Genomic DNA, 24,341 nt, shown 5'->3' on the forward strand with positions numbered 1-24,341 from the left:
TGATACGCCTCCTTCCGCTTAAAAGTTTCTATAAAATTTTATACTCCGGATAATCTACTGCGAATTAAAACGGTAAATCGTCATCTGAAATGTCAATTGTCTCGCCATTATTTGCAAATGGATCATCATCAACGCGAGTATAACCTTGATTACCTGAGTTACGGTTCTGATTATCTCCAAATGGAGAGCCTTGTCCAGATCCTCCAGTGTTAGCAAAGTTACTGCGTTGCGTATCCCCACCGCCACTTTTCGGCTCTAAAAATTGCACACTTTCCGCTACAACTTCCGTTACGTATACGCGACGACCGTCTTGTCCTTCGTAACTGCGAGATTGTAGTCGACCATCAACACCAGCTAAACTTCCTTTTTTAAGGAAATTGGCTGCATTTTCAGCCTGACGACGCCATACAACACAGTTGATGAAGTCAGCTTCACGTTCACCTTGCTGATTTGTAAATGTGCGGTTTACCGCTAAAGTGAATGTTGCAACCGCTGCTCCACTCGGGGTATAACGTAATTCAGGATCTTTGGTTAAGCGTCCTACGAGAATTACGCGATTCATCATCAGAACCACTCCTTAAGGAAATAAAACCCAATTTATTTAAACGTTTAATTATGCTTCTTGTTTAACAACGATATGACGGATAATGTCTTCGTTGATTTTCGCAAGACGATCAAATTCAGAAACTGCTTCTGAAGTAGCCGCCACGTCAAGAATCATGTAGTAACCGTCACGGAAATCATTGATTTCGTATGCTAAACGACGTTTACCCCATTCTTTAACATTTGCGATTTCAGCACCATTATCAGTTAATACGCCGTTAAAGCGCTCAACTAATGCTTTCTTTGCTTCGTCATCAATGCTTGGACGGATGATGTACATTACTTCATACTTTCTCATCACTGTCACCTCCTTTTGGTCTAACGGCCCGAAACGGGCAAGGAGCAATAAAATATTACTCACGAATTAAAATTATAGCACACTACCATAGGCAAAGCAATACGCATTGCGGGCTGTTTCGTAAATATATGCTAATATTTTCGCCAACGACAAAAGCCGAAAGAAGATATCTTCTTTCGGCTTTTAATCTTATACGTTAAAGCGGAAATGCATAACGTCTCCGTCTTTTACGATGTATTCTTTTCCTTCTAAACGTACTTTTCCAGCTTCACGAGCTGCTCCCATTGTTTTGGCAGCTAATAAATCCTCGTATGACACCGTTTCTGCACGAATAAATCCACGTTCAAAGTCTGTATGAATAATACCTGCACACTCAGGAGCTTTCATACCTTGTGTAAACGTCCATGCGCGTACTTCTTGCTCACCAGCTGTAAAGTACGTAGCTAATCCAAGTAAATCGTACGCTGCACGTACAAGCTGATCTAGACCTGACTGTTCAATGCCTAGTTCTTCAAGGAACATTGCTTTTTCTTCTCCTTCAAGTTCAGCAATTTCAGATTCAATGCGTGCGCAAACAACAATTACTTCTGCACCTTCACTTGCCGCATATTCGCGCACTTTTGCTACATATTCGTTAGCAGATGCATCGGCTACTTCATCTTCAGCAACGTTTGCTACATAAAGAATAGGTTTAATCGTTAGCAAATGAAATTGTTTTACTAATTTCATTTGTTCTTCTGTAAACGATACAGCACGAGCTGGCTGATCACTTTCAAATGCGTTCTTTAGTTTCTCTAGGATTTCGTATTCATACATTGCTTCTTTGTCTTTTTGTTTAGCCATTTTTTGAACACGGCCAATACGTTTCTCTACCGTTTCTAAATCTGCTAAAATTAACTCTAAATTAATTGTTTCAATATCTGAGATAGGATCTACTTTTCCTGAAACGTGCGTGATGTTTTCATCTTCAAAACAACGCACGACGTGACAAATCGCATCTACTTCTCGAATATGAGATAAGAATTTATTTCCCAATCCTTCACCTTTACTAGCACCTTTTACGATTCCAGCGATATCTGTGAATTCAAATGCTGTTGGAATTGTTTTTTTAGGTTTTACAAGCTCTGTAAGTTTTTGAAGACGGTGATCAGGTACTTCTACAATACCTACGTTAGGATCAATCGTACAGAAAGGGTAGTTCGCAGATTCTGCGCCCGCTTGTGTAATTGCATTAAATAATGTTGATTTTCCAACGTTAGGAAGACCAACAATTCCAGCTGTTAAAGCCATATATTTATTCACTCCTCTTTATATATCCGAAACAAGTTAACCTGTCACAATTATAGTGAGTCAACTTTTGAAATACAAGTTTGATAAAGAACCTTTAACCGCATGGGGTTAAGGTGCCTCATTTTGTCCCACCTTACAGTATAAGGCATAAACATAGAAAATGCATGAGGTTATTCCTCATGCTTTACAAGAATTTTTTTCATTTTACGTGCAAAATCACGTCTTGGAATCATTACGCTATGGCCGCAGCCTTCACATTTGATCCGGATATCCATTCCCATTCGAATGATTTTCCATTCATTTGTACCGCAAGGATGAGGTTTTTTCATTTCCACAACGTCATTTAAACCAAATTCTTTTTCCGTCATCAGCTCTCTCCTCCTTATGTCCCTTTCAACGTCGACGAATGCTGTGCTTCTTCTGTACGATTATACATAACCATACGAGGAAATGGAACTTCAATACCATGTTCATTTAGCCTTGTACGCACTTCTTTACGAATCATACGAGAAATATGGAAATGTCTCATTGGTTTTACTTCACTTGTAATCCTCATTGTGACTTCAGTTGCATGGATATTTTGAACCCCCAGCAATTCAGGCGTTTTAACCATATCTTCATAGCGACTTGGCAATTCTTCTAACAGGTCTAAAATCACTTGTTCTGCTTTTTGTATGTTTTCTTCATAAGAAATGCTTACATCAACGAAAGCTACGCTGTTATGTAACGAAAAATTAGTGACCTCCACAATACTGCCATTGGGCAAAATATTAATTTCGCCTGTCCAACTCTTAATCTTTGTAGTTCTCAAACCGATTTCTTCTACAGTCCCCTCAAATGTTCCTACTCGAACATAATCCCCAACGGAGAACTGATCTTCAAAGATAATAAAAAATCCCGTGATGATATCTTTCACTAAGTTTTGAGCACCAAACCCTACTGCGAGCCCTACGATTCCAGCCCCCGCTAGCAATCCACGGACATCTACCGATAACGTTTCTAAAATCATAACTCCCGCAACGAAATAAATGGCATAAGAAAAAATATTTTGAAGCAAACGGACCATCGTAGCTTCTCGTCGCTCAGAAATACGCAGAGGGCTATTTGTGCGAACCTCTACGAATTTATTTAACGCTTTCTTTCCAATTCGAATTAAAAACATAGAAATAAGTAGAATCAACAGAATTTTTATAAATCCCTCTCCAATATGTGCCCACGTTTCTTCTTGAAAAAATGGCTCAAACACGTTCTTAAAAACCGACTTCAACGAATTCATACTACATTTAGCTCCTAACGTAACATAATCTGCATACGAGAAAGTTTTAACCTATTGTAGCAAGTTTCTACGAACTTTTGTAGCGATTTCGAAATGGATACAACAGAACGGCTGTTACTAGAAATAAATTGACGATTCCATACATTGGATACAAAACGGCAATCAAAGTAGAAAACCCTACCTTTGTAAAGGGAATCATTAAAAGCAGCCAGCAGGCTGCCAGTTTCCAAAGAGATTGCACCTTTTCAGTATGAAAACGAGCGGTCAATCCTAAAATTCCCGAAACGGCTGTCGTATAAATTGCGATAAGCAAAACAATGCTCATTAAAAACGTCATCATATAAGGAAAATCTTTAAGAATAGCGAATAATGGAATTTCATAAGAGGAAAGAAGCCCTGAAACTTGAATAAGTGATTCATTATAAATAAAAGAGAGGCCTCCTAATAAAAAACCACTGCCAACACTTGCAATATAAATCTCTTTTTTGCTTTTAATTTCTTTTCCAATTGTAGATAATACCGCGACAAGAGGAAGAATATTCAAAGCCGTAAAGGTAAAAGCAGCAGGCCAATTATGCTGAAGATGCCAATTAGTTACTCCAGGATGACGTAAAACAAATGTAAGAAGTACGCCAGCTAGTCCAATCATTAAGATTGGCATAACGAAAGAATTGATAGAAAGCAGTCCACTTAATCCTCTTGAAAAAACAAAGACGATAAACACACTAAGAGCACCAATTCCCCACCAGTAAGGAACATGCCACATTTCCAATGTCGCCCCGCCGCCCGCAATCATAATCACCGTCGTCGTAAACAAATAAAAAACGATTAAAACGTCGTAGGCTGCAGCCCATCTCTTTCCTATTAATTCAATTAGTACTGGGTAAAATTGATTGGTTCGATAGCGATAGCTGATTTGCATAATCACATTGCAAGAAATCGCAAAAATAATAGAAAATAGAAAAATAGCAAGTCCGCTTTCTTCACCAAAAAACTGCCATAGTTCTCTTCCAGAAGCATATCCAGCACCTATCATCGTTCCCATAATTAAGAATATCCATTTACACCCGGCTCTCCACATCGATTTTCCCCCAATCAACGAAATATATGTATAGAATCTTCAAAATCTTCGTATACTGTTACTATTATGTATAAGGAGTGGACCCTATGAATTTAAAATCTCCCTTCTTTGAGAAGACACAACATTCAACCCGCGTATTTCATGATGAGGAATCTGCTACAAAGAAGCTGAGTACACAGTTACTATCTTTACTTCCAGCACAGAAAGACAGACCAATTGTTTTTGTATGTATTGGAACGGACCGTTCAACTGGGGACTCATTGGGTCCATTAGTCGGAACAAAACTGAATGAAAAAAAAGTTTCATCTTTTCATATTTTTGGAACGTTAGAAGAGCCTGTTCATGCGGTTAATTTGAAAGAAACGTTAAAACATATTCAAAAGCTTTTTCCAAATCCTTTTATTATTGGAATTGATGCTTGCTTAGGCCGTATGAAAAGTGTAGGCTCTGCATCACTTGGCGTTGGGCCCGTCAAGCCTGGAGCAGGTGTTAATAAAGAATTGCCACCAGTCGGAGATATTCATATAACAGGGGTTGTCAACGTGAGCGGATTTATGGAGTTTTTCGTCTTGCAAAATACGAGGCTTCACCTCGTTATGTGCATTGCCGATTTAATTGCGAAAAGTATTGAGACTGCGCACAACGAACGAGAGAAAGAATTTAATAATTCTTCAATTTACCAAACGGTAAGACAATATAAACAATAAAAAAGGTTGTCCTAAAACTAGGACAACCTTTTTTATACAGAAGATTTGTTAGTCTGAGAAAGATCGTTAAATAATTCAAGAAGACGGTTTAAATCTTCTTTAGAGAAAAATTCGATTTCAATTTTTCCTTTTTTCTTACTTTGTGTAATGTGAACGGAGGTACCAAAACGTTCACGAAGCTGTGTTTCACTTTGTTTTATAAATAAATCTTTATCTTTTTTAGTTTTTGATGTTTCACGTGGAACGGCTTTATTTAAGTGGGCAATATAAGCCTCTAACTGTCTGACATTTAATTGTTCCTTGCGTATTTTTTCAACGACTTTAGGTAGAAGCGCTTTATTTTTCAAACCGACTAGCGTACGCCCATGGCCCATAGACAATTCATTAGTAGAAATAAGGGTTTGAATTTCCTCAGGCAGTTGCAAGAGGCGAACATAGTTAGCAATATGAGGTCGGCTTTTTCCCAGTCGTGTAGCAAGTTGCTCCTGTGTCATATCGAGCTTATCCATAAGCAATTGATAAGCGGTTGCTTCTTCAATTGGCGTCAAATCTTCACGCTGTAAATTCTCTAACAAAGCTAGTTCCATCATTTGCTTTTCTGAAAAGTCTTTTATAATGACAGGAACAGTAGCAAGGTCGGCTTCTTTAGCAGCTCTAAATCTTCTTTCACCCGCTAAGATTTCATAGCCTTTAATGCTTTTGCGAGCTACAATAGGCTGTAAGATGCCATGATGTAAAATAGATTGCTTTAACTCATTAATTGCTTCTTTATTAAACGTTTTACGTGGTTGATAGGGGTTGGGTCTGAGTTCGTGAATAGCAACTTCCTGAATTGAATCATCAGCCTGTGCATCTAAGCCTGAAAATAAGGCATTAATTCCTTTCCCTAATCCTTTCGCCATTATAAATCACTTCCTTTGCAAGTTCCGTATAAACTGCGGCCCCTCTAGATCTTGCATCATATAAGATAATTGGTTCACCATGACTAGGTGCTTCGCTCAAACGAACATTTCGAGGAATAATCGTTTGATAAACGCGATCCTGAAAGTACTTCTTCACTTCTGCTGTTACCTGCAGTCCTAAATTTGTGCGTGCGTCAAGCATAGTCAGCAATACACCTTCGATACGCAGTTGATTATTCAAATGTTTTTGGACTAATCTAACGGTATTTAGCAATTGACTTAATCCTTCAAGCGCATAATATTCACACTGTACAGGTATTAAAACAGAATCAGCTGCCGTTAACGCATTTAATGTCAGTAAACCAAGAGAAGGGGGACAATCAATAATAACATAATCAAAGTGATCTTTCACCGTTTCTAAAGCTCTCTTAAGTCGAACTTCACGTGAAATAGTCGACACTAATTCAATTTCTGCACCAGCTAATTGAATGGTCGCGGGAATGATTGATAAATTTTCGACGGCTGTTGAACGAACAACGTTCTTAGCTTCCATATCTTCCACGATTACATTATAAATACATTCATCTACATCTGCTTTATCTATGCCAACTCCACTCGTAGCGTTACCCTGGGGGTCTCCGTCTACAAGTAGAACCTTTTTTCCTTGTTCAGCTAAACAAGCTCCTAAATTAACAGCGGTTGTTGTTTTTCCAACTCCGCCTTTTTGATTCGCAACTGCCACAATTTTCCCCATGTTGTCACCTACTTTCATTTCCATCCCATTTGTCCAGACAGTTTAATTGTTCATTGAATTTTCTGACGAAAAACTTTGATAAAAAAGCCTCATCAAAAAAAGATGAGGGCTATTTCTTTATTTTTTCGGAATCTTAATAGTAAACTGAAAATATTCATCAAACTCTTCTTCTTCCGTGTTTAATGAAATACCGCTGTCACTAACCATTGTCAAGGATTGACGAATTGTATTCATTGCGATACGCGTATCTTTACTAAACGCTTTTCTTTTTGCTTTTGGCTTTTTAACCTGCGTTTCTAACAATTTAACTACTCGATCTTCCGTTTGTTTTACATTTAATTGTTTTTCAATAATCTCAGCTAATACTTGAAGTTGTTTTTCTTGATTTTTGAGGGGAATGAGCGCTCTTGCATGTCGCTCTGTAATCAATTTTTGTTTGATTGCTTCTTGTATTTCAACAGGAAGCTTTAACAAACGAAGCTTGTTTGCAATTGTGGATTGGCCTTTTCCTAAACGTTGAGCTAATGCCTCTTGGGTAAGATTATGTAACTCAATTAACTTTGCGTAGGCTAGTGCTTCTTCGACAGCCGTTAGCTCTTCACGTTGTAAGTTTTCTATTAAAGCCACAGAGGCCGTTTCTGTATCGTTAAAATGTTTCACAATTGCAGGAACCGTATCCCATCCTAAGCTTTGTACAGCTCTCCACCGGCGTTCTCCAGCAATTAATTCGTATTCTTCGCCCTCAGTCGGTCGAACCACAATAGGTTGAATAATACCGTGTGTATGAATAGTAAGAGCTAGCTCTTCAATTTTTGCTTCATTAAACACAGTACGCGGCTGATAACGATTCGGAATAATACTTGAAACCCTAATTTGTTTTACTTCATCTCTTAAAACTTTTTCGACATTTTCATCTTGGACAGTTTCAATCTCTACATGAATATCCTCATCTTTTTCTTTTAAATTAAAGAAACGTGAAAAAGCAGATTTCATAGTCCCACACCACCTTCAGGAAAATCCCGCCTTAAACTAATTCGATGTTTTTTAATCATATCCTGCTTTCTAAACAGAAAATATAGAGAAGAAAATGTTTCATATGAAACATTCTCTTCTCTATCTATTTAATGCCTACTCTAGTGGAAGCTTAACTGGGGTACCAGGTTTTCTAGGATATTTTTTAGGCGTTTTCTTTATTTTGTCTATTAAAATAATGTAACGTTCACTTTGCTCCAAAGGCAATTGGAAATGTTCAATCGACTTCACTTTTCCACCTAATACTTGGAAAGATTTTTCTCCATTTTTTAATTCTTCAGGGGCAGAAGCACCTTTCATTGCTAAAAAGCGGCCTTGTTCTTTAACAAGCGGCAAGCAAAATTCATTAAGAACCGAAATACGTGCCACGGCTCTTGCCGTTACAAGATCGAATGACTCGCGAATACTTTCTTTTTTACCAAATGTTTCAGCTCGATCATGACATAGTGTGACATTGTCTAGTTCAAGCTCATTTACAAGATGCGTTAAAAACGTAATACGCTTTTGTAACGAATCAACGATTGTTACATGCAAATGCGGGAAGCAAATTTTGATCGGAATACTTGGAAATCCTGCTCCTGCACCTACATCACACATGGATTCAATTTCTGTAAAGTCTTGAAAAAAAGCAGCTGAAATAGAATCGTAAAAATGCTTTTCATACACTTCACCGTGATCAGTTATCGCAGTTAAATTCATTTTTTCGTTCCATTCCACTAAAACTTGATAATACTTTTCAAATTGATTCAGCTGTTTAGAAGAAAGAGAAATTCCCTTTTCTTCTAATAGCTGTTGAAACTGTTGAATATTCATTGAGTTTCCCTTTCTTCGCGCCTAAGAGTTTTAATCATTTGATACTTTAGCGATGCGCCCTTGTTCAATATAAACAAGCAAGATTGAAATATCAGCTGGGTTGACTCCAGAAATACGTGAAGCTTGCGCTACCGTTAGTGGACGCACTTGGTTTAATTTTTGACGTGCTTCTGTAGCTAAACCGTTAATTGCATCATAATCGATATAATCAGGAATCTTTTTGTTTTCTAACTTCTTCAAGCGTTCAACTTGCTGAAGTGATTTCTGAATATATCCTTCGTATTTCACCTGAATTTCTACTTGTTCAGCTACTTCAGGATCTACCGTCTCGTCAGCTGGTGCTAATTGATGAATATGAGTATATGTCATTTCAGGGCGGCGAAGTAAATCTGTCGCACGAATGCCATCTTTTAATTCACTTCCGCCAGCTTCTTTAATCAGTTGTTGAACAGCTTCATTCGGTTTAATAATAAAGGAGAAAAGACGTTTCTTCTCTTGCTCGATTTCCGCTTTCTTTTGTTCAAATTTAGCATAGCGCTCATCGCTGATTAATCCTAGTTCACGACCAATTTCAGTAAGACGTAAATCAGCGTTATCGTGACGAAGCAATAAACGATATTCTGCACGAGACGTTAGTAGACGATACGGTTCATTTGTTCCTTTTGTTACTAAATCATCCACCAATACACCGATATAAGCATCAGAACGTCCTAAGATGACTTCTTCTTGTTCCAGCGCTCTTCTTCCCGCGTTAATTCCAGCAAGAAGACCTTGGCCTGCAGCTTCTTCATAACCAGATGTTCCGTTAATTTGTCCAGCCGTATAAAGATTTTTAATTTTCTTCGTTTCAAGCGTTGGCCATAACTGAGTCGGAACAATTGCATCATATTCAATAGCATAGCCCGCACGCATCATTTGGACTTTTTCAAGACCAGGAATTGTCGCAAGCATTTGACGCTGTACATGCTCAGGAAGGCTCGTTGATAGGCCTTGAACATATACTTCTTGCGTATTTCGTCCTTCTGGCTCTAAGAAAATTTGGTGACGCGGTTTATCATTAAATCGCACAACCTTATCTTCAATAGATGGACAGTAGCGTGGTCCAGTACCTTTGATCATCCCAGAATACATAGGAGATAAGTGGAGGTTGTCATCAATAATTTGATGAGTTTGTTCACTTGTATATGTTAACCAGCAAGGCAGTTGATCTGTAATGTACTGTGTTGTTTCGTATGAGAAAGCACGAGGCACATCATCCCCAGGCTGAATCTCCGTTTTGCTGTAATCAATAGTTGAGCTATTAACACGAGGTGGAGTTCCTGTTTTAAAACGGACCATATCCAGTCCTAACTCCTCTAAGTGTTCAGAAAGCTTAATAGCTGGTTGTTGATTATTAGGACCGCTTGAATATTTTAGTTCACCTAAAATAATTTCCCCGCGTAAGAATGTCCCTGTCGTAATAACAACTGTTTTAGCTTTATACACAGCTCCCGTTTGAGTGACAACGCCCGTACATACACCGTCTTCTACGATTAACTTTTCTACCATGCCTTGCATAAGCGTTAGATTTTCTTCATTTTCTAATGTTTTTTTCATTTCATGCTGATAAGCAAATTTATCTGCTTGAGCTCTAAGTGCTCGAACGGCTGGACCTTTTCCTGTGTTTAACATTCTCATTTGAATATGAGTTTTATCGATATTTCTACCCATTTCTCCGCCAAGAGCATCAATTTCACGTACTACAATACCTTTTGCAGGACCGCCTACAGAAGGGTTGCAGGGCATAAACGCCACCATGTCTAAGTTAATGGTCAAGGTTAACGTTTTAGCACCCATACGCGCAGAAGCAAGTGCCGCTTCACAACCTGCATGACCTGCTCCAATGACAATAACATCATATTGTCCACCTTCATATTGCATAATAGTAGCCTCCTTTAATAATCTATTTTCCTAAACAGAATTGAGAGAACAACTGATCAATTAAGCTTTCGTGAACAGCATCACCAATAATTTCACCTAATAGTTCCCACGTTCTTGTTAAATCAATTTGGACGATATCGATTGGAACACCACTTTCAATGCCTGTGATGGCCTCATCGATAGCTCCTCTTGCTTGCGTTAAAAGCGCAATATGTCTCGTATTAGATAAATATGTTAAATCTTGAGATTCAATTGTCCCTCCAAAGAAAAGAGCTGCGATTGCTTCTTCAAGCTGATCTACTCCTTGTTCTTGAAGAAGCGAAGTCGTCACTATTGGATGATCACCAGCAAATTGCTGCACTTCCTCTAGATTAATTTTTTGCTCAAGATCTGTTTTATTCACAATCACGATAACGTCCATGCCTTTTACAGCTTCAAATAGCTTTTTATCTTCGTCCGTTAGTTCTTCATTAAAATTCAACACAAGCAAAATTAAATCTGCTTCTTTCAAATACTGACGAGAGCGTTCCACACCAATTCGTTCTACAATATCTTCTGTTTCACGAATTCCAGCTGTATCAACTAATCGCAGAGGAACTCCTCGCACGTTGACGTACTCTTCGATTACATCTCGCGTCGTTCCGGGAATGTCTGTGACAATGGCCTTTGCATCTTGCACTAAACTATTTAGAAGAGAAGATTTCCCTACATTAGGACGTCCAATAATAACCGTCGCCAATCCTTCTCTTAAAATTTTCCCTTGATGAGAGGTTTGAAGAAGCTTATCAATTTCTTGGCGTACATTTGAAGCTTTTTCAATCAATACTTGGTGAGTCATTTCCTCTACATCGTCATATTCTGGGTAGTCAATGTTTACTTCTACGTGGGCAAGTGTTTCCAGAATTTCCTGTCGTAAATGACGTACTAGTTTGGACAAACGCCCTTCCATTTGGCCAATCGCCATATTCATCGCTTTATCTGTTTTGGCACGAATTAAATCCATGACAGCTTCTGCTTGTGATAAGTCTACTCGACCATTTAAAAATGCTCGTTTTGTAAACTCACCCGGCTCAGCTAAACGGGCACCATTTGCAATAACTAACTGCAGTACACGATTAACGGATACGATTCCTCCGTGACAGTTAATTTCAATAATGTCTTCTCTAGTAAATGTCTTGGGACCTTTCATAATGGAAAGCATCACTTCTTCGACGACTTGCTCTGTCTTGGGATCTACGATATGACCGTAGTGAATAGTATGAGAAGCTACGTCTGTTAATCGTTTGTTCGAAACGCTTTTAAAGATACGATCTGCAATCGTAATGGCTTCTTCACCACTCAGGCGGACGATGGCAATAGCTCCCTCTCCCATTGGTGTAGAAATGGCCGCAATTGTATCAAAATCTAACACCAACTTCACCTCATTTCATTTTATAAACCTTTTATTTTAAACGATGTTATATACTATCATCGTTAACAATTTTCCACGAACAAAAACATCTATTTTAAGGCCCGTAATTTGTATGAACCAAATAAATAGAATACCACAATTCACCGATTTGGAACATCTCTAACGTTCTTCTGTTATACACAGTAAGGAAAACAGGCAGTATGTACTATTTTAACTTATCCACATGTGAATAACAACGTATGTAACTTGATTTTTTGAACGCTAGCTTGATAAAAGTAAACATAAAAAAGCACTAGCGCATTTTGCTAGTGCTTTTTTCCGACGGGCTGAACCAAAATACTTCTTTTCGGTTCTTTTCCGACAGAGTGTGTCTCAACTAAAGAATTTTTAGCTAACACTTGGTGAATCATTTTTCTTTCATGCGAAGGCATTGGTTCTAGTTGAACAGATCGATTCGTTTTAATCGCCTGATTCGCTATTTTTAATGCCAGTTTTTCGACCATTTCTTTTCGTTTTTCTCGGTAGCCTTCTGGGTTTAATACAACATTTAAAAATTGCTGACTGTATCGATTAGCTACCAGTTGTGTGAGAAGCTGGAGCGCATTAAGGGTTTGTCCATGTTTTCCAATCAACATTCCCGCAGAATCGCTACTAATCTCAATTATGCAGTTTCTCGAGGTTTTTTTGACGTTCGTATGAATCGAAATCCCCATTTCACGGCTAACATTTGTAATAAAATGAACCGCTTCCTCTACAGGGTCAACTATTTTTGTAACTTTTACAACTGCAGGTTTTCCCTTAAAGATTCCTAAAAATCCTTTTTTGCCTGGTTCAATTATTTCTACATTTGTTTGATTTCGCTCTACTTCTAAAGCATCTAATGCTTCTTGAACAGCAGCTTCAATCGTCTGGGCCGTAATTGTGATTTCGTTCATTTTTTAACCCCTTCAATATTCGCTTGTTTTAAGTCTGGCCCTTTAATGAAGTAGGTTTGAATAATCATAAATAGATTTCCCACTACCCAATAAAGAGATAAGGCGGCTGGAAAATTGATTGCAAAAACTACAATCATGATCGGCATAACCCAAAGCATCATAGCCATTTGAGGATTTTGACTTGCATTCCCGGCCATCATCATCTTTTGCTGAATAAACGTTGTGATTCCTGCGACAATTGGTAAGATAAATAGCGGGTCACGCGCACCTAAATCAAACCATAAAAAGCTGTTGTTTGCGATTTCCGACGTTCGTGTAATCGCGTGGAAAATCCCAATAAGAATGGGCATTTGAATTAGAATTGGAAAGCACCCAGCTAAAGGATTTACTCCGTAAGTTTGAAATAATGCCATCGTTTCTTTCTGCAATTGCTGCTGCGTCTGGGCATCTTTTGAACTGTACTTCTCCTTTAACTTCTGCATTTCCGGCTGAAGCGTCTGCATTGCTTTCGTGTTTCTCATCTGTTTAATCATAAGCGGTAGAATAAGTAAGCGAATCAGGATTGTGACAACGATAATCGCAACTCCATAGCTTTTAAATACCTCCGCCAGATACGTAATGACTAATGACAGCGGATACACAACATACTCATTCCAAAAACCTTTACTATCATCTGTAATAGGTTGGTTAATTTCCGTACAACCCGCTAAAACAGTTAATAGAAAGATAAGCGTTATTCCTAAAAACAACTTCTTCTTCACCTGTTTTTCCTCCTTCTACATGTTCACCTTTCAATTCTGAAAGTGCGTCAAAATCCATTATATAAGGATGCGGTAGAAAAACAACAGCTATTAAAGGGTTTTCTTCTATTGTTTATTAATCGTTTTGTCTATGTGTAAGTAATTTGCCACGCTTAAAGACATGCTGCAAGCTGCTTTTAATTTCTTCATAGCTCATTGTTGCAGCAGGCTGCCTTGCAATTACAATATAATCTTTGTCTTGCTTTAAATACGGTGTGAATTCAAACATAATTTGTTTAGCAAGGCGCTTAACTCGATTACGAGTCACGGCATTTCCAATCTTTTTGCCCACAGAGAATCCTACGCGGAAATGTTCTTGATCCGGTTTGTCTAGAACATACAAGACAAATTGGCGATTTGCTACGGACTTGCCCTTTTTAAAAACTGTTTGAAATTCATCATTCTTTTTTATACGATATCTTTTTTTCATTTTTAACAACTCCTGCCCTTTTTCAGGTCATGCTCTTATGTAGTCCCTACAGGAACAGAGGTGATTTTAGTCTTATAAAGCGAAAAAAGACCACTGGCGTCAGTGGTCTATTATGCTGATAATACTTTTCTTCCTTTACGACGACGACGAGCTAAAACTTTACGTCCATTCGCTGAGCTCATACGAGCGCGGAAACCGTGTACTTTACTGTGCTTACGTTTGTTTGGTTGGTAAGTTCTTTTCATCTATAAACACCTCCTCGAGGAATAACTGAAAAAGACAGTCCTTGCAATTATAATGAAAAGACTAAGAAGATGTCAATGTTATTTAAAAAATAAAATTTTCAATCTCTTGGTTTCATTATCTGTTTTACTCAATCTTCTTCATTCTAATATCTTTATAACCCAATTGTCTATACCTAATCAATAAAATTCATTGATTTATTAAAGAAAAAAATTTTCCTTTTTATCACTTTTTCTTTCTCTAGCAGATGCGATCGCATCGTTACTGAACAAAACTACAACAACAAATGTTATAAAAAGCCTCTTTTTTATTCAAATTCTGCTCTTAAACCTTTGTGGATAAGTTTTTTCGACATTTTTCTACTTTTCCATTCCTTATCGACAACTCATGCACACTATCTTGTGTTGTGGAAAACTTTTCTCCACAAGGTGTAGTGATTGTGGATAAGTTTCGAAAATTCATTGCATCATGCCGAATTCTTTGATATTATATTTTTGTTTTCACTCTTAATTACTTTTCCACAGTTGGTTTTTATCCACAGACTGTGGAAAACTTGTGGACATCATTTCCACTATCACTGTATAAAGTTATCCACACCATGTGGAATCTGTCGAATAGTCGGCTTTCTTCTATAATATATATTTACCCACATAATAGAAATTGTATAAATATAAATTTTTTATGCATAAGGTTTTGTACAGGTTGTACAAGAGTTGTACAAAGCGCATAAAAGCTAGAAAAAGGAGGGATTGCTCGTTGGAAAACATTCATGATTTATGGAATAGAGCTTTAGATCAAATTGAAAAAAAATTAAGCAAACCTAGTTTTGAAACCTGGCTCAAATCGACAAAAGCTCATGCTTTACAGGGAGACACGCTCATTATTACTGCGCCTAATGATTTTGCACGGGACTGGTTAGAATCTAGGTATTCTAATTTAATTGCTGAAACACTTTACGATCTTACGGGGGAAGAGTTAGATGTGAAATTTATTATTCCTCCTAACCAGGCCGAGGAAGAATTCGATATTCAAACTCCTAAAAAGAAAGTCAATAAAGACGAAGGATCAGAATTTCCTCAAAGCATGCTAAATTCGAAGTATACCTTTGATACATTTGTTATCGGATCTGGAAATCGATTTGCGCATGCAGCTTCTTTAGCAGTAGCAGAAGCGCCGGCTAAAGCCTATAATCCGCTTTTTATTTACGGGGGAGTAGGATTAGGCAAAACACACTTAATGCACGCCATAGGCCACTATGTGTTAGATCATAATCCTGCCGCTAAAGTCGTGTACTTATCATCTGAAAAATTCACAAATGAGTTTATTAACTCTATTCGTGATAATAAAGCAGTAGAATTCCGTAACAAATACCGTAATGTAGATGTTTTACTAATTGATGATATTCAATTCTTAGCAGGTAAAGAGCAAACACAAGAAGAATTTTTCCATACGTTTAATACGCTTCACGAAGAAAGCAAGCAGATTGTCATCTCAAGTGACCGACCGCCGAAAGAAATTCCTACACTTGAAGACCGACTTCGCTCTCGCTTTGAATGGGGCCTTATTACAGACATCACACCACCAGATTTAGAAACACGAATTGCTATTTTGCGAAAAAAAGCCAAAGCGGACGGCTTAGTTATTCCAAATGAAGTTATGCTTTATATCGCCAATCAGATTGATTCAAATATTAGAGAATTAGAAGGAGCACTTATTCGTGTAGTAGCTTATTCTTCACTAATTAATAAAGATATAAACGCTGATTTAGCAGCAGAAGCATTAAAAGATATCATTCCTAGTTCAAAACCTAGGGTTATTACGATTCAAGACATCCAACAGATTGTTGGACAAGAATTTAATATAAAATTAGATGATTTCAAAGCGAAGAAACGTACAAAGTCAGTAGCGTTTCCTAGACAAATTGCCATGTACCTTTCTCGCGAATTAACGGATTTTTCGCTGCCTAAAATTGGAGAAGAGTTTGGCGGGCGAGACCATACTACTGTCATCCATGCGCATGAAAAAATCTCAAAACTTGTTCAAACAGATACTGACCTACAAAAACAAATTAAAGAAATAAGTGAATCACTAAAAATATAGGCTTTTTTTACTTGTATTTTGTGTATAAGTGAGTTAGGATTGTACACAGTCTGTCCACATGTGGATAGGCTGTGTTCTCACGTTTTTGGGGGTTATCCACATTTCCACAGCCCCTATTACTACTACTATCTTAAAATATAATAAATAATAAGCTTTTAAACCTACTTTTAAGGAGGATTAATTATTATGAAATTTATCATACAGAAAGACTATCTAGTTCAAAGCGTTCAAGATGTTATGAAAGCTGTATCTTCTAGAACAACAATTCCAATTTTAACGGGGATTAAAATTGTAGCGACTGAAGAAGGTGTTACCTTAACCGGAAGTGATTCGGATATTTCAATTGAATCGTTTATTCCAAACGAAGAAGAAGGAAAAGAGATTGTTGATATCCACAAACCTGGAAGCGTTGTTCTCCCAGCTCGTTTCTTTAGTGAAATCGTCAAAAAGCTTCCTAAAGACATTGTAGAATTAGACGTCCAAAGTCACTTTTTAACAATCATTCGTTCAGGAAAAGCTGAATTTAACTTAAATGGTTTAGATGCAGAAGAGTATCCTCATTTGCCACAGATCGAAGAAAACAACATGTTTAGATTACCGACGGACTTATTAAAAAACATGATTCGACAAACTGTCTTTGCAGTGTCCACCTCAGAAACACGACCTATCTTGACAGGTGTAAACTGGAAAGTCGATGGCAAGGAATTAACGTGTATTGCCACTGACAGTCACCGTCTAGCTTTGCGAAAAGCGACCATTGAAACTGGAAATGAAGCAACGTATAATGTGGTTATTCCAGGTAAAAGTTTAAGTGAATTCAGTAAGATCCTTGATGATTCTCATGAATTAGTAGACATTGTTATCACGGAAAATCAAGTATTATTCAAAACAAAACACTTACTGTTCTTCTCAAGATTATTGGACGGAAATTATCCTGATACTTCAAGATTGATCCCAGCCGATAGTAAAACGGATGTTATATTGAACGTAAAAGAATTCTTACAATCGATTGACCGCGCTTCTTTATTAGCTCGTGAAGGAAGAAACAACGTAGTAAAACTATCTACGCTGGATGAAGGGATTGTTGAAATTTCTTCTAACTCTCCTGAAATCGGAAAAGTAATTGAAGAGGTACAAAGTCAGTCTATCTCAGGAGAAGAATTAAAAATTTCTTTTAGCGCAAAATATATGTTAGACGCATTAAAAGCGCTCGAAGGAACAGATATCAAAATTAACTTCACTGGTGCGATGCGTCCATTTGTCATTCGAACATTAGAGGATGATTCAATGCTGCAGCTGATTTTACCAGTGCGAACATATTAAATCTCAGAAAGCTACTAGCATGCCGTACTAGTAGCTTTCTTTTCTCAAGGAGAATTATTTAGTAAAATAGAGATACATCATTAGAAAGTGAGAGAGTCGCATGAAAACAAAGGTTAAAATTTCAACTGAATACATTACGCTTGGCCAGTTTTTAAAACTAGCAGACGTCATTCAAACAGGTGGAATGGTAAAATGGTTTTTAAGTGAGCACGAAGTATATGTGAACGGGGAGCTAGAAGAGCGCCGCGGACGTAAATTATATGCAAATGACGAAGTGGATATACCGGCTGCAGGATCATTTGTTGTTATTACTTAAAGTTGGTGAAACGTTTGTATATTAAAGAAATTACTTTAACAAATTACCGAAACTATACGAAGACAACGATTCCTTTTGAAAATAAAGTAAACGTCATTTTGGGTGAAAACGCACAGGGTAAAACAAACGTGATGGAATCGATCTTCGTATTATCTATGGCTAAATCTCATCGTACATCCAACGATAAAGAATTAATTAAATGGGACTGTGAGTATGCAAAGCTATCGGGCATTGTAGAAAAGCATAGAGGGCCTGTTACACTGGATTTAGTCATCTCAACAAAAGGGAAAAAAGCAAAATATAATCACATTGAGCAGAAAAAACTCAGTCAATATATAGGATCAATTAACACTGTCATGTTTGCTCCGGAGGATTTGAACCTAGTTAAAGGGAGTCCGCAAGTAAGGCGCAAATTTATCGATATGGAAATTGGTCAAGTTTCGCCTGTGTACATGCATGATTTAAGCAGGTATCAAAAGATTTTGCAGCAAAGAAATCAATATTTGAAGCAGCTGCAGACAAAAAAACAAACGGATCTTTCACTTTTAGACGTACTTACGTTACAGTTAAGTGAAATGGCGGCGAAAATCTTAAAAAAACGTTTTGAGTTTTTACAGTTACTCCAACAGTGGGCAGAGCCTATTCATAAAGGGATCAGTCGAGGCTTAGAAACATTAAAAATTGAGTATAAGAATTCAATTGATGTATCAGAAGATGCAGATTTGTCGAAAATGTTAGAAGCATATCATCAAAAGTTTGATAAAATAAAAAGTAGAGAAATTGATAGAGGTGTCACCTTAGCAGGACCACACCGTGATGATCTTCTTTTCTACGTTAATGAAAAAGACGTTCAAACATTTGGTTCACAAGGGCAACAGCGGACGACTGCTTTATCGTTAAAGCTTGCTGAAATTGAGTTAATTCATCAAGAAGTAGGTGAATATCCAATCTTGCTTTTAGACGACGTATTGTCTGAATTAGATGATTTTCGTCAATCACACTTGCTAAATACCATTCAAGGAAAAGTTCAGACGTTTGTAACGACAACGAGCATTGAAGGAATTCATCACGAGACCTTAGAAAAAGCCGCTACATATCACGTAGAAGCTGGCCAAATTCAAAAGGTCAAATAGCAATTGATCTGTCTAAAAACTTTTCGCAAGGCAATCTAACTGAAATATGATATCATTATAGTTTTAAGTCTATATAGTTCAACTCGTACCCTCGATTATGAAAATTTTGTGCATAAGTAAACAAATGGCAAATACATTAAAGGCTCCGTATTATTTCCACATAATATTCGAAAAACATAATACAAAATGATAAATACAGCAGTTTGCTGTTAAAAAAAAGTGTAGGTGATACATTTGACGATGGAACAAAAAGAAGTACAAGCATATGAAGCTGATCAGATACAAGTATTAGAAGGATTAGAAGCTGTTCGTAAACGTCCGGGGATGTATATTGGATCGACGAGCGCAAAGGGTTTACATCATCTTGTATGGGAAATTGTAGATAATAGTATTGATGAAGCGCTGGCCGGCTATTGCGATGAAATTAATGTTATTATCGAAAAGGATAATAGTATTACAGTCAAAGATAACGGTCGTGGAATTCCGGTTGGTATTCAAGAAAAAATGGGCAGACCTGCCGTTGAAGTTATCTTAACGGTTCTTCATGCCGGAGGTAAATTTGGCGGCGGCGGCTATAAAGTATCCGGTGGATTACACGGTGTAGGTGCCTCAGTTGTTAACGCACTTTCTACCTCTTTGGAAGTACACGTACATCGTGACGGTAAAGTTCATTATCAAAAATATGAACGAGGTGTACCAGCTGCTGACTTAAAAGTAGTCGGAGAAACAGATAAAACAGGTACTGTTATTCAATTCCATCCAGACGGTGAAATTTTTACAGAAACGCTTGAATACGATTTTGATACGTTAGCTAATCGTCTGCGTGAGTTAGCTTTCTTAAATCGAGGCATTAAAATTACGATTGAAGACAAACGTGAAGAAGATAAAAGACGTGAATATCACTATGAAGGCGGAATTAAGTCTTACGTTGAACACTTAAACCGTTCGAAAGAAGTGATTCACGAAGAGCCGATCTATATTGAAGGTAATCGAGACAACATTTCTGTAGAAATTGCTATTCAATATAACGATAGCTATACAAGTAATTTATATTCTTTTGCAAACAACATTCACACATATGAAGGTGGAACGCACGAAGCAGGATTTAAAACAGCGTTAACGCGTGTAATTAACGACTATGCACGTAAAAACAGCGTATTTAAAGACAGTGACGCCAATTTAACGGGTGAAGATGTTCGTGAAGGAATTACAGCTATCATCTCTATTAAGCATCCAGATCCGCAGTTCGAAGGACAAACAAAAACAAAGCTGGGAAATAGTGAAGCAAGAACAATTACTGACTCCGTATTTGCAGAACACTTAGAAACTTACTTGCTAGAGAACCCTATTGTGGCGAAAAAGGTAATTGAAAAAGGTTTAATGGCTGCAAGAGCAAGAATGGCAGCTAAAAAAGCTCGTGAGCTTACAAGACGTAAAAGCGCGCTTGAAATTTCAAACTTACCGGGTAAATTAGCAGATTGTTCATCAAAAGATCCTTCTATTAGCGAACTGTATGTAGTAGAGGGTGACTCTGCCGGAGGTTCAGCTAAGCAGGGAAGAAGCCGTCATTTTCAAGCTATTTTGCCTTTGCGTGGTAAAATTATCAACGTAGAGAAAGCGCGTTTAGATAAAATTTTATCTAATAACGAAATTCGTACAATCATTACCGCTCTAGGAACGGGTATTGGTGACGATTTTGATATTTCGAAAGCCCGCTACCATAAAATTGTGATTATGACAGATGCAGACGTAGACGGTGCGCATATTCGTACGCTTCTTCTAACGTTCTTCTATCGCTATATGAGACAGATTATTGAGCACGGATATGTGTACATTGCCCAGCCGCCTCTTTACAAAGTTTCACAAGGTAAAAAAGTGGAGTACGCGTACAACGATCGTCAATTAGAAGAGGTATTAGCTTCTTTCCCTGAAGGCGCAAAACCAAACCTTCAGCGTTACAAAGGTTTAGGAGAGATGAATCCTGAACAACTATGGGAAACAACAATGGATCCAGAATTCCGTACCCTTCTTCAGGTGAACTTGCAAGATGCAATTGAAGCTGATGAGACATTTGAAATTTTAATGGGCGACAAAGTAGAACCACGCCGTAATTTCATTGAAGAAAATGCTCAGTACGTAAAAAATCTCGATATTTAAATGAACGGTAATACCCTTTATATTTTTTACAAAGGGTATATAAACGTCAGGATAGAGATAGGTTCTATCCTGCGTTTACATATATATGAATTACTATACTGAACTTCGCGAAGGAGGTTCTTATCGATGTCAGATAAACCAAACTCTCAAATAAGAGAAGTAAATATTAGTCAAGAAATGCGCGCATCCTTTTTAGATTATGCAATGAGCGTAATTGTATCGCGTGCTTTACCAGATGTAAGAGACGGACTTAAGCCCGTGCACCGTCGTATTTTATATGCAATGAATGATTTAGGTATGGGATCGGATAAGCCATATAAAAAATCAGCTCGTATCGTAGGAGAAGTAATTGGTAAGTATCACCCACACGGTGACTCAGCTGTATATGAAACCATGGTTCGTATGGCACAAGATTTTAGCTATCGTTATATGCTAATTGACGGTCATGGAAACTTTGGATCTGTTGATGGAGATGCAGCAGCAGCTATGCGTTATACAGAAGCAAGAATGTCAAAAGTTTCGATGGAACTTTTACGTGACATCAATAAAGATACAATTGATTACCAAGATAACTATGATGGTTCTGAACGTGAACCAATTGTATTACCTGCTAGATTTCCAAATTTACTTGTAAACGGTTCAGCCGGAATTGCGGTAGGTATGGCGACAAATATTCCTCCGCATCAGTTAGGGGAAGTCATTGACGGCGTTTTAGCTGTAAGTCAAGACCCTGATATCACAATTGCAGAGTTAATGGAGATTATTCCAGGACCGGATTTCCCAACTGCAGGACAAATTCTTGGCCGCAGCGGAATTCGTAAAGCTTATGAAACTGGAAAAGGTTCTATTATTGTTCGCGCAAAAGTAGAAATTGAAGAACAAAGCAATGGTAAACAAACTATTATTGTTCATGAACTACCATACCAAGTAAATAAAGCAAAGCTAATTGAAAAAATTGCCGAGCTAGCTCGTGATAAGAAGATTGATGGAATTACGGATTTACGAGATGAGTCTGACCGTTCGGGTATGCGTATTGTTATTGAAGTAAGACGTGATGCAAATGCAAATGTTTTATTAAACAACTTATATAAGCAGACATCTCTTCAAACAAGTTTTGGCATTAACACCCTTGCGTTAGTAGATGGACAGCCAAAAGTATTGAACTTGAAGCAATGTCTACAGTACTACTTAGACCATCAGGTAGTGGTTATTCGCCGTCGTACTGAATTTGAACTTCGAAAAGCAGAAGCACGTGCGCATATTTTAGAAGGTTTAAAGATTGCTCTTGATAATTTAGATGCCGTTATTGCTTTAATTAGAGGTTCTCAAACAACAGATATTGCACGTGAAGGATTAATGACTCAGTTTTCATTATCTGAAAAACAAGCGCAAGCTATTTTGGATATGCGACTACAGCGTTTAACAGGATTAGAGCGAGAGAAGATTGAAGCGGAATACCAATCTTTATTAGCGCTAATTGCTGAATTAAAAGCTATTTTAGCAGATGAAGAAAAAGTATTAGAAATTATTAGAGAAGAACTAATAGAAGTAAAAGAAAGATTCAATGACGGACGTCGAACAGAAATCGTAAGCGGAGGAGCGGAAATTATCGAAGACGAGGATCTGATTCCTCGCCAAGATATTGTTATTAGCTTAACGCACAACGGCTATATTAAACGTTTGCCTGTTTCTACGTATAAGAGTCAGCGAAGAGGCGGAAGAGGTATTCAAGGAATGAATACAAACGAAGATGATTTCGTTGAACATCTTCTAACAACTTCTACTCATGATACGATTCTCTTCTTTACAAATAAGGGAAAAGTCTATCGGACAAAAGGATACGAAATTCCAGAGTACGGAAGAACGGCTAAAGGGATACCTATTATTAACTTGTTAGAAGTAGACAAAGGTGAGTGGGTAAATGCCATCATTCGCGTCGATGAATTTGTAGACGATTGGTATCTATTCTTTACTACAAAACAAGGAATTTCTAAGCGTACACCTTTATCTTCTTTTGAGAACATTCGAAATAGTGGACTTATCGCCTTGAATTTAAGAGAAGAAGATGAATTGATTTCTGTTAAATTGACAGATGGTAAGCGCGATATGGTTATTGGAACGAAGAAGGGTATGTTAATTCGTTTTAATGAAAATGATGTTCGTTCAATGGGACGTACGGCTACTGGAGTTAAAGGGATCACTCTCGATTCAGAAGATGAAGTAATCGGTATGGAGATTCTCGAAGAACAATCAGATGTCTTGATCATTACGAAAAATGGCTACGGAAAACGTACGCCGATTGAAGAATATCGTGTACAAACAAGAGGCGGTAAAGGTTTAAGAACATGTAATATCACTGATAAAAATGGTGATGTTGTCGCACTGAAATGCGTATCTCAAGAAGAAGATATTATGCTTATCACAGTAAGCGGCGTTCTTATCCGTGTTTCTGTTTCAGATATTTCACAGATGGGCCGTAACACACAAGGTGTCAAAGTCATCCGTTTAGGAGACGAAGAGTTTGTTTCAACGGTTGCAAAAGTACAAACTTCAGAAGATGAAGACGAAGTATTAGATGAATTAGATGAACATGAAGAGACAGATATAATAATTGAAGCTGAAGAAACGGAAGAATAAAAAGAGCCCCTGAAAAATCAGGGGCTTTTTTTATGTAAAAAAACCTTGCCATAGGCTTTTCATTTTGGTAATATATAAAAAGTCAGCAAAATACATATAAGTTTTTAGTAGTTTTAAAAAAGTTATATAAAAGTGTTGACAACGATTCTTATAAAGTGTTATTATATAGGAGTCGCTTTA

23 protein-coding genes are annotated in these 24,341 nt (G+C 37.5%); 7 read left to right on the top strand and 16 right to left on the bottom strand.

Translation table 11 applies throughout. The features are described 5' to 3' along the window. Positions 1-64: 64 nt before the first annotated feature. The 6 genes from ssb to AC2YJL_RS22645 all read right to left on the bottom strand — a co-directional run bounded on the left by ssb (position 65) and on the right by AC2YJL_RS22645 (position 4,548). Positions 65-565: a single-stranded DNA-binding protein gene (ssb, locus tag AC2YJL_RS22620; RefSeq protein WP_013059914.1), complete on the bottom strand. Its 501-nt coding sequence runs from the start codon at positions 563-565 to the stop codon at positions 65-67. Positions 566-613: 48 nt separating this feature from the next. Then, on the bottom strand, positions 614-901 hold the full coding sequence (gene rpsF, locus AC2YJL_RS22625) for a 30S ribosomal protein S6 (protein WP_013059915.1): 288 nt from the start codon (positions 899-901) through the stop codon (positions 614-616). 189 nt (positions 902-1,090) lie between these two features. Then, the gene (gene ychF, locus AC2YJL_RS22630) at positions 1,091-2,191 is read right to left on the bottom strand and encodes a redox-regulated ATPase YchF (RefSeq protein WP_028411917.1); all 1,101 of its coding nucleotides are present in this window, start codon (positions 2,189-2,191) and stop codon (positions 1,091-1,093) included. A gap of 170 nt (positions 2,192-2,361) precedes the next feature. Further along, positions 2,362-2,559: a DUF951 domain-containing protein gene (locus tag AC2YJL_RS22635; protein ID WP_013059917.1), complete on the bottom strand. Its 198-nt coding sequence runs from the start codon at positions 2,557-2,559 to the stop codon at positions 2,362-2,364. A gap of 14 nt (positions 2,560-2,573) precedes the next feature. After that, positions 2,574-3,467 (bottom strand): mechanosensitive ion channel family protein, encoded by an 894-nt coding sequence (locus AC2YJL_RS22640; protein WP_028409761.1) that lies wholly within the window; start codon positions 3,465-3,467, stop codon positions 2,574-2,576. A 67-nt stretch (positions 3,468-3,534) separates the two neighbouring features. Then, positions 3,535-4,548, bottom strand: coding sequence for a YkvI family membrane protein (locus AC2YJL_RS22645; RefSeq protein ID WP_050691089.1), 1,014 nt, complete (start codon positions 4,546-4,548; stop codon positions 3,535-3,537). Positions 4,549-4,634: 86 nt separating this feature from the next. On the opposite strand from AC2YJL_RS22645, the gene yyaC reads away from it, so the two are divergent. Continuing rightward, positions 4,635-5,255: a spore protease YyaC gene (yyaC, locus tag AC2YJL_RS22650; RefSeq protein ID WP_050691088.1), complete on the top strand. Its 621-nt coding sequence runs from the start codon at positions 4,635-4,637 to the stop codon at positions 5,253-5,255. Positions 5,256-5,287: 32 nt separating this feature from the next. Here yyaC and AC2YJL_RS22655 read toward each other — a convergent pair whose 3' ends face one another. The 10 genes from AC2YJL_RS22655 to rpmH all read right to left on the bottom strand — a co-directional run bounded on the left by AC2YJL_RS22655 (position 5,288) and on the right by rpmH (position 14,497). Continuing rightward, the gene (locus AC2YJL_RS22655) at positions 5,288-6,157 is read right to left on the bottom strand and encodes a ParB/RepB/Spo0J family partition protein (protein WP_013059921.1); all 870 of its coding nucleotides are present in this window, start codon (positions 6,155-6,157) and stop codon (positions 5,288-5,290) included. After that, positions 6,129-6,911, bottom strand: a complete 783-nt coding sequence (locus AC2YJL_RS22660; RefSeq protein ID WP_028409764.1) for a ParA family protein — start codon at positions 6,909-6,911, stop codon at positions 6,129-6,131. The genes AC2YJL_RS22655 and AC2YJL_RS22660 overlap by 29 nt, the downstream gene beginning before the upstream one ends. Positions 6,912-7,028: 117 nt before the next feature. Continuing rightward, complete coding sequence (gene noc, locus AC2YJL_RS22665) at positions 7,029-7,904, bottom strand: nucleoid occlusion protein (protein WP_013059923.1); 876 nt, start codon at positions 7,902-7,904, stop codon at positions 7,029-7,031. Positions 7,905-8,039: 135 nt separating this feature from the next. Further along, the gene (rsmG, locus tag AC2YJL_RS22670) at positions 8,040-8,756 is read right to left on the bottom strand and encodes a 16S rRNA (guanine(527)-N(7))-methyltransferase RsmG (RefSeq protein ID WP_050691087.1); all 717 of its coding nucleotides are present in this window, start codon (positions 8,754-8,756) and stop codon (positions 8,040-8,042) included. 30 nt (positions 8,757-8,786) lie between these two features. After that, positions 8,787-10,676 carry a tRNA uridine-5-carboxymethylaminomethyl(34) synthesis enzyme MnmG gene (mnmG, locus tag AC2YJL_RS22675; protein ID WP_195695635.1) on the bottom strand — a complete coding sequence of 630 codons (1,890 nt, stop codon included), beginning with the start codon at positions 10,674-10,676 and terminating at the stop codon, positions 8,787-8,789. Between the two features lie 22 nt (positions 10,677-10,698). Beyond that, entirely contained in the window at positions 10,699-12,087 is a 1,389-nt protein-coding gene (gene mnmE, locus AC2YJL_RS22680) for a tRNA uridine-5-carboxymethylaminomethyl(34) synthesis GTPase MnmE (protein WP_013085566.1), read from the bottom strand. A 305-nt stretch (positions 12,088-12,392) separates the two neighbouring features. Further along, complete coding sequence (gene jag, locus AC2YJL_RS22685) at positions 12,393-13,022, bottom strand: RNA-binding cell elongation regulator Jag/EloR (RefSeq protein WP_050691086.1); 630 nt, start codon at positions 13,020-13,022, stop codon at positions 12,393-12,395. Further along, positions 13,019-13,783: a YidC family membrane integrase SpoIIIJ gene (spoIIIJ, locus tag AC2YJL_RS22690; RefSeq protein WP_028409767.1), complete on the bottom strand. Its 765-nt coding sequence runs from the start codon at positions 13,781-13,783 to the stop codon at positions 13,019-13,021. Before spoIIIJ ends, jag begins: the two co-directional genes overlap by 4 nt. Positions 13,784-13,898: 115 nt before the next feature. After that, positions 13,899-14,252 carry a ribonuclease P protein component gene (rnpA, locus tag AC2YJL_RS22695; RefSeq protein WP_013059929.1) on the bottom strand — a complete coding sequence of 118 codons (354 nt, stop codon included), beginning with the start codon at positions 14,250-14,252 and terminating at the stop codon, positions 13,899-13,901. Positions 14,253-14,362: 110 nt separating this feature from the next. Then, positions 14,363-14,497, bottom strand: a complete 135-nt coding sequence (gene rpmH, locus AC2YJL_RS22700; RefSeq protein WP_013059930.1) for a 50S ribosomal protein L34 — start codon at positions 14,495-14,497, stop codon at positions 14,363-14,365. 754 nt (positions 14,498-15,251) lie between these two features. Between rpmH and dnaA the strand changes: the two genes are divergently transcribed. From dnaA to gyrA, 6 genes are all read left to right on the top strand, one after another. Continuing rightward, positions 15,252-16,595 carry a chromosomal replication initiator protein DnaA gene (gene dnaA, locus AC2YJL_RS22705; RefSeq protein ID WP_028409768.1) on the top strand — a complete coding sequence of 448 codons (1,344 nt, stop codon included), beginning with the start codon at positions 15,252-15,254 and terminating at the stop codon, positions 16,593-16,595. 186 nt (positions 16,596-16,781) lie between these two features. Beyond that, positions 16,782-17,918, top strand: coding sequence for a DNA polymerase III subunit beta (gene dnaN, locus AC2YJL_RS22710; protein ID WP_028409769.1), 1,137 nt, complete (start codon positions 16,782-16,784; stop codon positions 17,916-17,918). Between the two features lie 100 nt (positions 17,919-18,018). After that, entirely contained in the window at positions 18,019-18,234 is a 216-nt protein-coding gene (yaaA, locus tag AC2YJL_RS22715) for a S4 domain-containing protein YaaA (protein ID WP_195695634.1), read from the top strand. Between the two features lie 14 nt (positions 18,235-18,248). After that, positions 18,249-19,367, top strand: a complete 1,119-nt coding sequence (gene recF, locus AC2YJL_RS22720) for a DNA replication/repair protein RecF (protein ID WP_028409770.1) — start codon at positions 18,249-18,251, stop codon at positions 19,365-19,367. A gap of 240 nt (positions 19,368-19,607) precedes the next feature. Continuing rightward, on the top strand, positions 19,608-21,524 hold the full coding sequence (gene gyrB, locus AC2YJL_RS22725) for a DNA topoisomerase (ATP-hydrolyzing) subunit B (RefSeq protein ID WP_028411910.1): 1,917 nt from the start codon (positions 19,608-19,610) through the stop codon (positions 21,522-21,524). Positions 21,525-21,650: 126 nt separating this feature from the next. Continuing rightward, the gene (gyrA, locus tag AC2YJL_RS22730) at positions 21,651-24,161 is read left to right on the top strand and encodes a DNA gyrase subunit A (protein WP_013054825.1); all 2,511 of its coding nucleotides are present in this window, start codon (positions 21,651-21,653) and stop codon (positions 24,159-24,161) included. Positions 24,162-24,341: the final 180 nt, after the last annotated feature.

The sequence above is a fragment of the Priestia sp. SRI_019 genome, from assembly GCF_057586255.1.